At 66.1% G+C, this 14,431-nt stretch carries 11 protein-coding genes; 1 reads left to right on the forward strand and 10 read right to left on the reverse strand.

The window, feature by feature from the left end; translation table 11 throughout:
* Positions 1–5: 5 nt before the first annotated feature.
* The 10 genes from alr to CAG46_RS09170 all read right to left on the reverse strand — a co-directional run bounded on the left by alr (position 6) and on the right by CAG46_RS09170 (position 13,414).
* Entirely contained in the window at positions 6–1,235 is a 1,230-nt protein-coding gene (gene alr / locus CAG46_RS09125) for an alanine racemase (protein WP_085615311.1), read from the reverse strand.
* Positions 1,236–1,269: 34 nt separating this feature from the next.
* Complete coding sequence (locus tag CAG46_RS09130) at positions 1,270–2,877, reverse strand: 5-guanidino-2-oxopentanoate decarboxylase (RefSeq protein WP_085615309.1); 1,608 nt, start codon at positions 2,875–2,877, stop codon at positions 1,270–1,272.
* Complete coding sequence (locus CAG46_RS09135) at positions 2,870–4,987, reverse strand: acetate--CoA ligase family protein (protein ID WP_085615308.1); 2,118 nt, start codon at positions 4,985–4,987, stop codon at positions 2,870–2,872. The genes CAG46_RS09130 and CAG46_RS09135 overlap by 8 nt, the downstream gene beginning before the upstream one ends.
* A 17-nt stretch (positions 4,988–5,004) precedes the next feature.
* On the reverse strand, positions 5,005–6,165 hold the full coding sequence (locus tag CAG46_RS09140) for an acyl-CoA dehydrogenase family protein (protein ID WP_085615306.1): 1,161 nt from the start codon (positions 6,163–6,165) through the stop codon (positions 5,005–5,007).
* Positions 6,166–6,198: 33 nt separating this feature from the next.
* The gene (locus tag CAG46_RS09145) at positions 6,199–6,993 is read right to left on the reverse strand and encodes an enoyl-CoA hydratase/isomerase family protein (RefSeq protein ID WP_085615304.1); all 795 of its coding nucleotides are present in this window, start codon (positions 6,991–6,993) and stop codon (positions 6,199–6,201) included.
* A gap of 339 nt (positions 6,994–7,332) precedes the next feature.
* Complete coding sequence (locus CAG46_RS09150) at positions 7,333–8,739, reverse strand: amino acid permease (protein ID WP_075044924.1); 1,407 nt, start codon at positions 8,737–8,739, stop codon at positions 7,333–7,335.
* A 217-nt stretch (positions 8,740–8,956) separates the two neighbouring features.
* Complete coding sequence (locus CAG46_RS09155) at positions 8,957–11,209, reverse strand: ATP-binding protein (protein WP_085615302.1); 2,253 nt, start codon at positions 11,207–11,209, stop codon at positions 8,957–8,959.
* Positions 11,206–11,982, reverse strand: coding sequence for an ABC transporter substrate-binding protein (locus CAG46_RS09160; protein WP_085615300.1), 777 nt, complete (start codon positions 11,980–11,982; stop codon positions 11,206–11,208). The genes CAG46_RS09155 and CAG46_RS09160 overlap by 4 nt, the downstream gene beginning before the upstream one ends.
* Entirely contained in the window at positions 11,979–12,695 is a 717-nt protein-coding gene (locus CAG46_RS09165; protein WP_012271826.1) for a response regulator, read from the reverse strand. Before CAG46_RS09165 ends, CAG46_RS09160 begins: the two co-directional genes overlap by 4 nt.
* 74 nt (positions 12,696–12,769) lie before the next feature.
* Positions 12,770–13,414 carry a TetR family transcriptional regulator C-terminal domain-containing protein gene (locus tag CAG46_RS09170; RefSeq protein ID WP_015270774.1) on the reverse strand — a complete coding sequence of 215 codons (645 nt, stop codon included), beginning with the start codon at positions 13,412–13,414 and terminating at the stop codon, positions 12,770–12,772.
* Positions 13,415–13,516: 102 nt separating this feature from the next.
* Here CAG46_RS09170 and CAG46_RS09175 point away from each other — a divergent pair, with 102 nt between their 5' ends.
* Positions 13,517–14,263, forward strand: coding sequence for an enoyl-CoA hydratase (locus tag CAG46_RS09175; RefSeq protein ID WP_085615298.1), 747 nt, complete (start codon positions 13,517–13,519; stop codon positions 14,261–14,263).
* Positions 14,264–14,431 lie beyond the last annotated feature (168 nt).

Here is a 14,431-nt window from a genome sequence, read left to right on the forward strand (position 1 = left end):
CGGTTTCAGTCGACGAGAATCTTCGGGTTGGAACTGCCCCATACGGTGTACAGGTCGGCGAGCAGCGCGCCGTTGATTTCTTCCATTTCGGCCTGGGTGATTTCACCCCCGGCCTGTTTGCCGAACAGCACCACTTCGTTGCCACCCTTCACATCGGGGAAGTCGGTGACATCGACCATCAACGTGTTCATCGACACCTTGCCCACCACCGGCACACGATGGCCGTTGATCAGCACATGGCCCTTGTTGGTGAACACCCGGCGGTAGCCATCGGAGTAGCCGACGGTGATGTTCGCCAGGCGCGAATCACGCGCCAGGGTGAAGGTGCGGTCATAGCCGACGGTGTTGCCTGCCGGGTAGCTGTGCACCGCTGCCACGTGCGACTTGAACTGCATGGCACGTTGGTATTCGGTGTGCGTCGGCACGGTGTCGCCGAACAGCGCGCCGCCGGTGCGCACCATGTCCAGGCGCGCTTCCGGCACTTCCAGCGTAGCGAAGGAGTTGGCGGCGTGCAGGGTGAGCTTGCTGCGATCAAGTTTCGCGTGTTTGATCAGCCAGTCGGTCTGCTCGTTGAACGCTGCCAGGCCTTTGCGCACATCGTCCTTGTCTTCCACGGCGAAGTGGGTCATCAGCGCGACCAGCTCGAGGTGCTTCTGGTCGGTGATCTGCAGCGCTTCACCCCGGCCGGACCAGGTAGCCATCTCCACGCCGTTGCGGCTCATGCCACTGGAATTGAGCGCCAGATGGATGCGCAGGGTCTTGCCGTGGCGTTCGGCGAGGGCATCGAGCTGGCGGGCGAACTCGGCACTGCCGACCAGTTCTTCCATGTCGTACTGCAAGGCATCTTCCACTTCGCTGAGGCTGGCCAGGCGTACCCGCACCAGTTGCCCGGTGAAGCCGCTGGCGCGGACTACGCGGGCCTCCTCGTTGCTGGCCACCGCCACGCAAGGCACGCCCTGGGCGATGATCGACGGCATCACCAGGCCGATACCGTGGCCATAGGCGTCGGCCTTGAGCACGGCGCACAGCTTGGACTTGCCGCCCAGCTCGGCCTGCAAGGTACGGATGTTGTGTTGCAGCGCGCCGGCACTGATTTCGACCCAGGCGTTGCTGTTTTGCGCGGTCAGGGCGGCGGTGCCGTTGTCCATCGACAGGGGTGGTGCGGCGTACAGCGGGGCCTGGCCGGTGATCAGCAGAGCGAGGGATGCAGCCAGGAGGGTACGGCGAAATGGCATGGTGGTTTCTCTTGTTGTTCGTGGTGTCTGCCGCTTAGCAGACGCAGGTGTGTTTGAGTTCGATAAAGGTGACGCCGGGGGTGGCGAAACCGCTGGCCAGGTCGGCCTGCAGCGCATCCAGATCACGCGGCTGGCGCACCGTGCAACCAAAGGCACGGGCCAGGCCGATGAAGTCCGGATTGCGCGGCAGTACGCCGACCGGCTCGATGTCCAGGCCGAGCATGTCGTCACGGATCTGGCCAAGGGCGTCATTGTTCCACAACAGCACGACCAACGGTCGGTCCAGTTCCTCGACTGCCGTGGCCAGTTCCTGGGCGGTGTAGAGGAAGCCGCCGTCGCCCACCAGCACCAGGCCTGGGCGGTGGTCGCTGGCGAACATGCCGCCGATGCCGGCCGGCAGGCCGTAGCCGAGGGTGCCGTAGCCGGTGGGGTGCAGCCAGCTGCGCGGCGCCCGGCTGGCGAAGGCGTAGTTGCCGGTGTAGGCCAGCTGGGTCATGTCGCTGCTGATGAAGGCATCGTCGGGCAGCACGGCGGCAATGCGGTCGAGGATTGCCTGGTGCACGGCCTGCAGCGGCGCATGCCCGCTGCGAATGGCCAGGCGCAGGTTGGCCACTGCTTCGCTGGCCTGAGCCGGGTCACGGTCCAGCGCTGGCAGGTGCTCGAGCAGGCCGGCCAGGGTTTGCCGGGCATCACCGTGCAGGGCTATGGCACAGGGGTAGAAGTCGTTGAACTTGCGCGGGTCGATGTCCACGCGCAGCAGCTCGCCGCTGATCGGCAGGCGCTCGCGCCAGAAGTCGGTGTCGGCCATTTCGGTACCCACTGCCAGCACCACATCGGCCTGGCTGATCAGCTGCCAGCCGGGCTCGACGCACAGGCTGGCGCCGGCATTCAGTGGTGCGTCCGCAGGCAGCAGGCCCTTGCCGGCCACGCTGGTGAACAATGGCGCTGCCAGCCGAGTGCTCAGCTGCTGCAGCTGCTCGGCCGCGTGCAATGCCCCACCACCGGCAATGATCATCGGCCGCTTGGCGGCGGCCAGCTTCACGGCGGCCTGGTCGAGGATGTCGCGGCACGGCTGGCCACGCCCGGGGCGGCGCACCACCTCAGCGCTCCAGTCACGGCTGACCGGCGCGGCCAGTACGTCCAGCGGCACCGAGATGTGCACCGGGCGCGGCCGTTCGCTGTCGAACACGGCCCAGGCACGAGCGATCAGCTCGGGCAGGTCGTCGCCGCGCAGGGCCACGGCGGAGAACGCGGTAATCGGCGCGGTCATGGCGCGCTGGTCCTGGGTTTCGTGCAGACAGCCCCAGCCCTTGCCCAGGCTGGCAGTGTGGTTGACGCTGGAAATCACCAGCATCGGGATGGAGTCGGCATAGGCCTGGCCGATGGCGGTGGCGGCATTGGTCACGCCCGGGCCGGTGATGACGAAGCACACCCCCGGCTTGCCGCTTACCCGTGCATAGCCGTCGGCCATGAAGCCGGCGCCCTGCTCGTGGCGGGTCAGCACATGGCGGATGCCGCTGCCCGGCAGGCCGCGGTACAGCTCCAGGGTGTGCACGCCGGGGATGCCGAATACCGTTTCCACGCCGTAGTTGGCCAGCAGGCGCACCAACGCCTGGCCGGCGGTCGGGGTGTGCTTATTCATGTCGTTCTCCTTGCGCCTGGCCGAGGCGGATCAGCGCGTCGACCGCGGTGGTGCCGTGGGCACCGACCATCAATGGGTTCACATCCAGCTCCAGCAGTTGCCCGGCGTTTTCGCAGGCGTAGTCGGCCACCGCGCGGATAGCCGCAACCAGTGCGTCGAGGTCGGCGGCCGGGCGGCCACGGAAGCCTTGCAGCAGGCTGGCGCTGCGCAGGCCGAGCAGCGCGCTGCGGATGGCATCGTCGGTGGTCGGCAGCAACAGGCTGACGCTGTCCTTGAGCAACTCGACCAGCACGCCACCGGCACCGATCACCAGGGCCAGGGCGAAGTCGTGCTCGCGCTTGATGCCGACGATCAGTTCGGCCAGCGGCGGCTCGGCCATCGGTTCGAGCAGCACCTGGTCGAACGCTACCTGCGGGGCGTAGGCGGCGATGCGCTGGCGCATCTGCACCAGCGCAACCTCGAGGGCGGCGGCATCGCGCAGGTTCAGCACCACTGCACCGGCTTCGGTCTTGTGCGGCAGTTGCGCGCTGACCGCCTTCAATACCAACGGGTAGCCGACGCGGGCGGCATCTGCCACGGCGCGCTCGGGTGTGCTCAGCACCCCAGCCGGTACCGGCAGGCCGAAGGCACGCAGGGCTTGTTTGGATTGCCATTCGTCCAGCAGGTGGCTCTCGCCGCCAAGGGCCTGCGGGCACAGCGGCACCCGCGTGGCCTCACCCTGTTCCAGCAGCCGCTGGCGGTTGCGCTGGTAGGCGACGATGCGGCCCCAGGCTGCCAGGCCATCCTCCACACCCTGCAGGGCGGCGATGCCACGCGCGTGCAAACGCTCGCGCGCGCAGGCGGGCAACAGCTCCGGGAATGCCGAGGTGACGAAGCCGATCTTGCCGTGGCGTTCCAATGCATCGCAGTACAGCGCCAGCAGCAGGTCGCATTCCTTGCGTTCGCCGGTGAACGCCGCCGGGTAGTCCAGCACCAGCATGGCCGCGTCGGCTGCGCCGCTCAGGGTGCTGTCGAGCATACGTTGCAGGGCCGCTGCATCACCCCAGATGGCAGTGGTGAAATCCAGCGGGTTGACCAGGTTGGCATAGGCCGGCAGCACCTCGGCCAACTGCGCCACCTGCCCTTGTGCGAGCTTAGGCAGGACCAGCTGGTTGCGCTCGGCATAGTCGGCGATCAAGCCGGCATCGCCACCGGAACAAGCCAGGGCAATCAGCTCGCCATCCACCGGCAGGCGGCCACAGGCGGCGGCCTTGAGGGTTTCGACGAAGCTCACCGGGCCACTGACGCGGATCACGCCCAGGCGCTGGAACAGGCTGTCGTACAAGGCATCGGAGCCGGACAGCGAGCTGGTGTGGCTGAGCGCCAGTTCGGCGCCAATCTGCGACACGCCGGTCTTCAACGCAATGATCGGCGTGCCCTGCTGCAATGCCTTGCAGGCGGCACGGGCGAAACCCGGCACGTTCTTCAAGCCTTCCAGATGCAGGCCGATGGCGGTTACCCGTGGGTCGTCGAGCAGCACGTCCATCAGCTCGGCCACGCCCAGTTGTGCCTGGTTGCCGACCGAGGCCATGTAGGCCACCGGCAGCGAACGGTCGCTCATCGACAGGTTGTAGGCGAAGTTGCCGCTCTGGGTGAGGATCGCCACGCCCTTCTCCACCTGCTGGCCACCATGGGCCACCGGCCACAGGGCAGCGCCGTGCAGGTAGTCGAGCAGGCCGTAGCAGTTGGGGCCGAGCAAGGCCATGTTGCCGGCGGCGGCGAGCAGGCGCTGCTGCAGCTGGCGGCCCTCTTCGCCGCTTTCGGCAAAGCCCGAGGCATAGCAGATGGCGCCACCGGCGCCGCGTGCGGCCAGCTCGGCAACGCACTGCAGGGTCAGTTCGCGGTTGGTGGCGATGAACACCGCGTCCGGGGCATGGGGCAAGTCGGCCACCCGCGCCACACAGGGGATACCTTCAAGGCTGTCATGCTGCGGGTTGACCAGCCACAACTCGCCGCCAAAGCCACCTTCGGCGCAGCGCTTGAGCGCCCGCGCCATGCTGCGCCCGCCGACGAAGGCCAGGTGCCGGGGTGCCAGCAGGCGCTTGAGGTTGTCACGAATCGAATGCGACATGGGTGTTCTCCTGGCGTTCAGCGCAGCAGCGGGCGCAGCAGTTCGCGGGCGATGATGTGCCGCTGGATTTCCGAGGTGCCTTCCCAGATGCGCTCGATGCGTGCGTTGCGCCAGATGCGCTCGACCGGCCCTTCATCCATCAGGCCCATGCCGCCGAAGGTCTGCACGGCTTCGTCGGCAACCTTGCCCAGCACCTCGCTGGCGAACAGCTTGGCCATGCCGGCCTCGCCGTCGGTCATGCTGCCCTGGTCCATCTTCCAGGCGGTGTGCAGGGTGAGCATTTCCGCAGCGCGAATCTGCGTGGCCATGTCGGCCAGCTTGAACGACACGCCCTGGTAGCTGCCGATGGCCTGGCCGAACTGCTTGCGGTCGGCGGCCCATTGCAGCGACAGGTCGAGGGCACGCTGGGCCTGGCCCACGCAGTTGGCGGCGACCATCACCCGGCCGGCGGTGAGCCAGGCGTTGGCCACCTCCCAGCCCTTGCCGACCTCGCCCAGCACCTTGCTGGCCGGCACCCGGCAGTCGTCGAAGAACAGCTCGTAGGTGTGGTAGCCACGGTTGCTCACGCACTTGGGGCCACGGCGGATGGTCATGCCCGGCGTGCCACGGTCGACCAGGAAGGCCGTTACCGCGTTGCGCTTGCGCCCATTGTGCTCGTAGGTGTCGGTGACGGCGAAGACGATGGCGAAATCGGCGTGGCCGGCATGGCTGATGAAGTGCTTGCTGCCGTTGATGACGAAGTCGTCACCCTGGCGCACGGCACGGGTCTTGATGGCGTTGGCATCGGAGCCGGCGCCCGGCTCGGTTAGAGCGAAGCAGTCGATCTTCTCGCCCTGCACGCAGGGCAACAGGTAGTCGTTGATCTGCTCGTCCTTGCAGGCCATGAGGATTTTCGATGGCCGCGCGACGAACACGTGCAGGGCCCAGGACACCTTGGACAGTTCGCGCTCGATCAGCGCCTGGGACAGATAGTCCAGGCCACCGCCGCCGACCTCCTCGGGCATGTTGAAGGCATAGAACCCGGCGGCGATGGCCTTGCCGCGGATCTGCGCAGCCAGCTCGGGCGACACGGCATCGGCGCGGTCCACTGCCTCCTCATGGGGCAGCAGCTCCTTGGCGACAAAGCTGCGTACCGCTTCCACCAACATTTCTTGTTCTTGGGTCAGTTGGAAATTCATCTGCGAAGGTCCTGGTGAGGGTCGGTTATCGGGTTACTGGCCGGTGAAACGGGGGGCGCGGCGTTCCACCGAGGCTTGCAGCGCCTCGGCACCGTCCTGGCTGCGGCCGCACAGCAGGCCGGCCTGGCGCTCGGCCTCCAGCTGCTCGGCCAGGGTGCGCCGGGCGCCGTCGCGGATCAGCCGCTTGGTCTGCGCGTAGGCGAAGGTGGGGCCGTTGGCCAGGCGCCCGGCCAGCTCGGCGGCCACGGCGGGCAGTTGCTCGTCGGCGCAGACTTCGCTGACCAGCCCGGCCGCCAGGGCACGTTCGGCACCCCACAGTTCATCGAGGAACAACAGGCGCTTGGCCTGCTCGCTGCCGATCAGCCGTGGCAGGTGCCAGCTGGCACCGGCATCAGGGCTGTAGCCCATGCTGGTGTAGCCGGCCTTGAAGCGCGCCGAGGCCGCGGCGATGCGCAGGTCGCAGCACAGGCTGAGGTCCATGCCACCGCCCACGGCAGTGCCGTTGATGGCAGCGATGGTGGGCTTGTCGAGGCTGTACAGGCGCAACATCAGGGCGTGGGCGGTTTCGGTCCAGCCGTAGCTTTCCAGGGTGCCCTGGGCCTCGGCCGCGGCCCATTCGGCCAGGTCGGCACCGGCGCAGAAGCTGCGCCCGCTGCCGGTCAGCACCACCACGCGCACGGCCGGGTCGCTGTTGCAGGTTTCCAGCAGGGCGTGCAGTTGCTTGAGGGTGGGGATGTCCAGCGCGTTGCGCTGCTCGGGGCGGTTGAGGGTGATCCAGGCAACGCCGGCTTCGACCTTGCTCAACAGTGACGACGACGGGGTGGTCATGGGGGGCCTCGGTGTTGTTGTGATGGTTTGAGAGGGCTTGATGAGGGAGATACTAAACGAGTGTTCAACAAGGCGGCAATTGGGTGGGGATTTGGCTGTAACAACGCTAGAAAACGATGTATGTCGTTGTTTTTATTAGTCTTATTTTTTTGGTCAAGGTTGAGATAGGAGGTGGTTGTTACAACTTTGTACAACTGACAGATTGCCGGGGGCGCTTTGCGCCCCATCGCGACACAAGGCCGCTCCCACAAGTCATTCGCAGACTTCAGGTCTGCGCGGTACCTGTGGGAGCGGCCTTGCGTCGCGATGGGCTGCGTAGCAGCCCCCGAGATTGAAACCTCAGACCCCCGGCACGCTCGGCTCGAAGGCCCCCTGCCGACGGCGGTTGACGAAGAAGTACGCCGCGTAGCACAGGGCAATGAAGCCAAAGCCCCAGTACAACGACGGCCGCTGGGTTTCATCCAGCGCCAGGAACACGAACAGCGAGCTGCACAGGGTGATGCACAGCAGCGGCACCAGCGGGTACAGCGGCGCCTTGTACTTCAGGTCCTGCAGTTGCCCACCTTCACGCAGGTAGACCTTGCGGAAGCGGTACTGCGCCAGCGCAATGACGATCCAGGTCACGGTGCCGGACATGCCACTCACCGCCATCAACACCATGAACAGGGTGTCGGCGGCAACGAAACTGGTCATCAGCGAGATCAGCGCAAAGCACAGGGTGATGCTCAGCGCCCGCAACGGCACGCCACGCTTGCTCAGCGGCGACAGGCTTTTCGGCGCCATACCGCTCTTCGACATCGCCCAGAGGATGCGCGTGGAGGCATACAACCCGGAGTTGCCCACCGAAAGGATGGCGGTGAGGATGACGAAGTTCATCAGGTCGGCGGCAAAGGGGATGCCGACCATGTCGAACACCTGCACGAACGGACTTTCCATCAGCCCGGCCTGCTCGAACGGCACGATGGCCGAGAGCACGGCAATCGCCAGCACGTAGAAGATCAGCACGCGGAACACCACGTTGCGCACGGCCCGTGGGATGCTCTTTTCCGGGTGCTCGGTCTCGCCGGCCGCCACCCCCATGATTTCACAGCCCTGGAAGGCATAGACCACGGTCATCATCACCGCGAACACCGCCGACAGGCCATGGGGGAACAGCGACTCGCCCATCAGGTTGTCCAGCATCGGTGCCGGCGCCCCGCTGCTCAGCGGGATGGCGCCGAAGATCACCAGCAGGCCAATGATGATGAAGCCGAGGATGGTCGCCACCTTGATCCCCGAGAACCAGTACTCCGCCTCGCCAAAGGCACGGGTGGCCAGAGCGTTGAGGCCGAACAGCACGACCACGAACAGCGCCGACCAATACCAGATCGGTACCTCGGGGAACCAGCGGGTCATCAGCATGCCGGCGGCGGTGAACTCCAGGCCCACGGTGGTGGCCCAGCTCATCCAGTACACCCAGCCGATCATGAAGCCGGTGGCCGGGCCGATGAACTTGGTGGCGTGGGCCTGGAACGAACCGGACACCGGCATCTGCACCGACAGCTCGCCCAGGCAGACCATCACCAGGTACATCAGCAAACCCGCGACCAGGTAGGCCAGGATCGCGCCTATCGGGCCGCCCTGGTTGATGGTCACGCCCGAGCCCATGAACAGCCCGGTGCCGATCACCCCGCCCAGCGACAGCATGAAGATGTGCCGGCTTTTCAGCGCGCGGGTGAGCTGGATCTTTTCGCGGTTGTCAGTCATGGCGCACCTCGCCTTTGCGGCTGGTGCCAGGCCGCGCGGGGGTGCCGCGCGGTGTGGTTGGAAGAAGGGGCTGAGCGCTACGGCATGTCATTATTCTTGTCTCCAATAAGCCTCATGGACCGCGTGCAACACGGTTGCCTTGGATTATTGGAAACGGATGTAAGGTGCCGTTGTACGAACGGATCGAAGATGTAAAAAGTCGTAAGTTTTTTGTACGTCAGCTCTGGATCAGCTGTTCCAGGGTGGCGCGGGCCTGGGCAAGCTCGGTGGCCAGCGGCGCGCCGAGCGCTTTCAATGCCTGTTCGTCATGCTGCCGGGCAGCGTCCTCAAGGCGCCGCAACAACGCAGCCAGGCCAGAAAAACCCAGGGAGTCGCAACTGCCGGCCAGGCGGTGGGCCAGGTGCAGCACTTCGGTAAAGTCCTGGGCCGGCAGCGCCTCGGCCAATGCGGTGGCGTGCTGCTCCAGCGACTGGCGCAGCACCTTCAACAGGCCTTGCAGCTTCTGTTCACCCAGCAGCGAGCGGTGGGTGTCCAGCAATGACCAGTCCATTGTCGCGTCGACGCCCGCCACTTCAGCGGGCGCCGCTTCGGCCAGCGCCCGGCGCAGGTTGTCCAGCCGCAGGGGCTTGGCCAGCACTCCCTGCATGCCGGCATCCAGGTACCCTGGCACTTGCCCCGGTTGCACGCCAGCCGTCAGTGCCAGGACCCGGCTGTGGCGGTTCGGCCCGGGGGTGGCACGCAGTTGCCGGCACAGTTCCACCCCGCTCATGCCGGGCAGGTGCACATCGAGCAGGATCAGGTCGAAGCGCCGCTGTGCGCAGGCCTGCAGGGCTTGCCCGGCGTCCTCGGCAAAGCTCACCCGGTGGCCATCGCGCAGCAGCAACCCACCGGCCACCTCGCGGTTCAATGCCACGTCCTCGACTACCAGGATATCCAGGCTGGCCAGGGGCGAAGGGGCTGGTGAGTTGGCCTGCACTGGCTGCCCGCGGGCCATGTCGAGTTCGAACCAGAAGCAACTGCCCTGCCCTTGCACGCTGTCCAGGCCAATGCAGCCCCCCAGTTTTTCCACCAGGTGCTTGCAGATCGCCAGGCCCAGGCCGGTGCCGCCGTAGCGCCGGGCCACCGTCTCGCTGGCCTGGACGAAGCGGTCGAAGACCCTGGCCTGCACAGCCGGCTCGATGCCGATGCCATTGTCGCTGACCGACACCCGCACGCGCTGCGAGCCCTGGTCACTGGCCAGTACCTGCACCGTAAGCTGCACCTGGCCGTGTTCGGTGAACTTGATGGCGTTGGCCAGCAGGTTGCTGAGCACCTGGCGCAGGTACTGTTCGGCACCGTGCTGGTACTCGGCCAATTGCTCGTCGATGTGCAGCTGCAGGGCGTCGCCATTGTCCCTGGCCATGGGTTCGAGCAGCGCCAGCACTTCCTGGCACAACTGGCGTAGCGAAAAACCGACCAGCTCGGCGCGGCTCTCGCCCTCCTCGAGGCGGGCGAAATACAGCACTTCGTTGAGAATCGCCAGCAGCCCCTCGCCGGCCTTGTACAAGGCCTCGACGCGCTGGCGGTCGGCCGCCTCCAGCCGGCCGCCGCGCAGCAGCTCGGCCATGCCGAGTATGCCGTTGAGCGGTGTGCGCAGCTCATGGCTCATGGTCGCCAGGAAGCGTGACTTGGCCAGGTTGGCGGCTTCGGCCTCGTCCTTGGCCCGGGCCAGGCTGGCGGTGCGCCGCTCGACCATGGCCTGCAGTTCGTCGCGCTTGTCCTGCAACGCCAGGCGGTCGCGCTCGCGGCGCTCGATGTCACTGAGGATGGCGCGGCGCATGTCATCCAGGGCATTGGCCACGGTGTCGATCTCGTCCGGGCGCGTCGACGGCCGGCGCCCCAGGCGCAAAGGTTCTTGCCACTGGCCGGCACCAATACGCCGGGCGAACTCGGCCATCACTTGCAGGTGGCGGGTGACCAGGCGGTAGAACAGCCCCGACAGCGCCACCGCCAGGCCACACAGGAACACGCCCATCCACAGCAGGCTGGCAAGGCCAGTGGCATACAGGCGCCTGTGCACCGCGCCCAGGTCGATGCTCACTTCCAGCTCGCCCAGATGCCTGGCCGGCCCCGAGGGCGGCTGGTAATCGAGGGGGAAGCGTTCGATGCGCAGCGGCCCCTTGGGCTCGGCGGCGCCACGCAGCAGCTGGAAATCGTCGCTGACCAGGCGCACCCGGGCGACATCGGAAAAGTCCACCAGGCCGCGCAGTTGTGTGTCCAGCTGTGCCTCGTCCAGGTCCCACAGGCTGCGCTCCAGGCTGGCCAGGTAACCGGCGCGGATCAACGCCATGCGCGCCTCGATATCGCGCATCTCGCGGCGGTATTCGAAATACAGCTGCACCGAGCTGGCCAGCACGGTGAAGCACAGGCTGAACAGCAAAATGAACAGCAGCAGGCGGCGCAGCAAGCCATCGGTGCGCAGGCGGATCATCGGGAGTCCGCCGGCAGGTTGACCATGTCGCGGTAGGTCACTTCGCTCTGCTCCAGCCAGCGCTCGATCTCGCCGGCCTGGTTCATGCGCAGCAACTGCGCGTCGATTTCGTCCATATGCTGGCTCAAGGGCGATTGCCGTGATATCGCAACGCGCAGGTAGTCCACGCTCAGGGCCGTGGGCAATACGCGGATGTCCTGCGCCCCGGGCAGGTTTTCGATGAACAGCTGGCCGGTGCGCCGCTCCTGGATCACGTAGTCGATGCGCCCACGGATCAGCTTGCCGAAGTTCTGCTGGCTGGACGACACCCGTTCGATGTTCTGGTGGCGGGCGACGAAGCGATCGAAATCGGCGCCGTAGCTTTCGCCGTACAGCAGGCCGCCGCGGTAGCTGGCCAGGTCCTCCAGGCGCTGGAACTGCACCGGCCGCAGGCGGTTGTAGAACACCGCCACTTCCTCACGCACCACCGGCACCGTGGAAAAGCGCATGCGTTGGTCACGCTGGTCGCTGTTGTAGGCCAGCACCACGTCCACCCGCCCGGCGGCAGCGTCCATCAGGCAGCGCTTCCAGTTGCCCAGCACCACGGTCTGCACTTCGTAGCCCATGCGCGCGAACAGCTCTCGCACCACGGTGGGGGCCAGGCCACGCACCTGGTGGCCGTCAGTCCAGGAAATCGGCGGGTAAACCGGGTAGTCGCAATAGCGCACCGGCTGCCTTGCACTGGCTTGCACGGCGAACAATGCCAAGGCCAGCACCCAGGCGCTGCGGGTCATGCCGCCACGCTGGCGGTGAACAGGTAGCCGGTGCCGTGGATGGTGATGATCAGCTGGGGCTCGGCCGGGTCGTCGTGCAGCTTGCGCCGCAGGCGGCCGACCAGCACGTCGATGGAGCGGTCGTTGGGCACCCACTCGCGGTTGCGGATCTGGTCCATCAACTGGTCGCGGCTGAGGGTGTGGCCGCTGTTGCGCAGGAACACGCTGAGCAACTGGAACTCGCCATGGGTCAGCAGGGTTTGCCCGCCACGGGCGTCGATCAGGCGCCGGCGGTCGGTGTCCAGCGCCCAGTCGGCGAACTGCTTCAGCGATTGCGCGCAGGCCGGCGCCGGGTGCACCTCGCGGGCATGGCGCACGCGGCGGATCAGGTTCTTGGCGCGGGATACCAGTTCGCGGGGGTTGAGCGGCTTGATCACGTAGTCGTCGGCGCCGCATTCCAGGCCGACGATACGGTCGATGTCGTCGTTGCGGCCGGTGATGAGGATGATGCCGACCTCCGAGCGTACCCGCAGCTCGCGGGTCAGGGTGAGGCCGTCCTTGCCGGGCAGGCGGATGTCCAGCAGCACCAGGTCGACATCCTGGCTGCCGAGCAGGGCTTCGGCCTTTTCCGCGGTGTCGGCGCAGTGCACGTCATAGCCTTCCTGGGACAGATAGGCCTGCAGCAAGTCACGAATAAGCGGATCGTCATCGACGATCAATACCCGAGGCGTCATTGCGTGTCGTCTCTTTTTTTATTGGTTTGTTCTACACACTCGCGACAGCAGCGTACTCGTTACTGAACAGGCGATCAACAGCCCTCCGGCAGGCTGAAGCGGCGCCGGCCACCGGCCTGCAGGCCATCGACCCAGGCCTCGCAGATCAGCACGCCCTGCTCGGGGGTGAAGGTACCGGGGTTGAGCCCCGACTCCAGCCACAGGCCATCGAGCAAGGCGCTCAGGCTGATGGCCGCGAGGTCGGCATCGAAGCCCTGCCAGCCCTCCTCCCCGGCCAGCGTGGCCAGCAGCCCGCTCAGTTCATTGCGGTATTCGCCATAGGAATGGTCATGCACCTGGTTGATCGCGTCGGCGGTCTTCACCGCGCCCCAGAACGCCAGCCAGGCGTCGAGCAATTGCGGGTCGAGCAGCTCGGCGCAGAACGAGGCGCGGAAGAACGCCGACAACCGCTCGCGGGCATTGGGCGCGGCCTGGGCCATGGCCTCGCGCAGCAGGCCCATCACCCGGCCGGTGACCGCCATGTAGGCTTCGGCCACCAGCTCATCCTTGCCGGCGTAGTGATGGCTGATCAACCCGACCGAGACCCCGGCCTCGGCCGAAATCTTGCGGATCGACGCGCCCTGGAAGCCATGGCGCTTGAGGCATACCAAGGTCGCCTCGACCAGGTTGGCTTTGCGCAATTCCGGCAGCATGCGGTGGTAGCGGGCTTCCTGGTTCATCGGCGGCTCTCGGGCTAGGGGCTGGACTGAACGACTGTACAACAAGCCGGACTGCGTGATAAACCCTTGGCACCCATGCCCACAACAACAAAAGCGGCTGCCATGAACGACCTGATCACACGTGACCTGGACCAGGGCCTGCTGACCCTGGCCTTCAACCGCCCCGACAAGCTCAACGCCTTGAACACCGCCATGTACCAACAGCTGGGCGACCTGCTGCTGGCGGCAGGTGAAGACCCTGATGTCGAAGCCATCATCATCACCGGTGGGCCGCACTGCTTTACCGCCGGCAATGACTTGCGCGACTTCCTCGACAACCCGCCCGCCGACCTGGATAGCCCGGTGTTCCGCCTGATGCGGGTGGTGATGGGCCTGGACAAACCGCTGATTGCCGCGGTCAGTGGTGCGGCGATCGGTATTGGTGCCACCTTGCTGTTGCATTGCGATCAGGTGCTGGTCAGCCGTACGACCAAACTGCGCATCCCTTTCGCGCCGTTGGGCGTGTGCCCGGAGTTTGGTTCCAGCCTGCTGCTGCCGCGCTTGCTTGGCCATGCCCGGGCGGCTCGCCTGCTGCTGGCAAACGAGTTGCTTGATGGCGAACGGATGGTGGCCTGGGGGCTGGCCAATGAACTGCATGAAGACGGTGAGCAGTGCCTGGCAGCTGCCCGGCGCCTGGCGCGGCAGCTGCAAGGCTACCCGCAGGCGGCGCTGCGCATCAGCAAGCGGCTGCTCAAGGACGGCCAACGAGCCGAGCTTGAGGCGACAGTGGCGCGGGAAAGCCGGTTGTTCATCGAGTGCTTGCGCACTGAAGAAGCGCGAGCGGTGTTGCGAGGGTTGATCAAAGATTGAAAACCTGGGGCCGCGTTGCGGCCCATCGCCGGCAAGCCAGCTCCCACCTCGACTGCATCGACCTCAAGCCTTGTGCAATACCTGTGCGAGCAACTGTCTTGTTCAAATTCCAAAAGTTGGCGCGATTCCCTGTAGGAGCGGCCTTGTGTCGCGAAAGGGGTGCGAAGC

Source organism: Pseudomonas sp. B23(2017) (genome assembly GCF_002113725.1).
In the GTDB taxonomy this organism is placed as follows: Bacteria; Pseudomonadota; Gammaproteobacteria; order Pseudomonadales; family Pseudomonadaceae; genus Aquipseudomonas; species Aquipseudomonas putida_Z.

Coding starts and splice junctions, on each gene's coding strand:
- CAG46_RS09155 (WP_085615302.1), bottom strand. CDS start 11,209: ATGATCCGCCTGCGCACCGATGGCTTGCTGCGCCGCCTGCTGCTGTTC.
- CAG46_RS09175 (WP_085615298.1), top strand. CDS start 13,517: ATGAACGACCTGATCACACGTGACCTGGACCAGGGCCTGCTGACCCTG.
- CAG46_RS09145 (WP_085615304.1), bottom strand. CDS start 6,993: ATGACCACCCCGTCGTCGTCACTGTTGAGCAAGGTCGAAGCCGGCGTT.
- CAG46_RS09160 (WP_085615300.1), bottom strand. CDS start 11,982: ATGACCCGCAGCGCCTGGGTGCTGGCCTTGGCATTGTTCGCCGTGCAA.
- alr (WP_085615311.1), bottom strand. CDS start 1,235: ATGCCATTTCGCCGTACCCTCCTGGCTGCATCCCTCGCTCTGCTGATC.
- CAG46_RS09150 (WP_075044924.1), bottom strand. CDS start 8,739: ATGACTGACAACCGCGAAAAGATCCAGCTCACCCGCGCGCTGAAAAGC.
- CAG46_RS09130 (WP_085615309.1), bottom strand. CDS start 2,877: ATGAATAAGCACACCCCGACCGCCGGCCAGGCGTTGGTGCGCCTGCTG.
- CAG46_RS09135 (WP_085615308.1), bottom strand. CDS start 4,987: ATGTCGCATTCGATTCGTGACAACCTCAAGCGCCTGCTGGCACCCCGG.
- CAG46_RS09140 (WP_085615306.1), bottom strand. CDS start 6,165: ATGAATTTCCAACTGACCCAAGAACAAGAAATGTTGGTGGAAGCGGTA.
- CAG46_RS09170 (WP_015270774.1), bottom strand. CDS start 13,414: ATGAACCAGGAAGCCCGCTACCACCGCATGCTGCCGGAATTGCGCAAA.
- CAG46_RS09165 (WP_012271826.1), bottom strand. CDS start 12,695: ATGACGCCTCGGGTATTGATCGTCGATGACGATCCGCTTATTCGTGAC.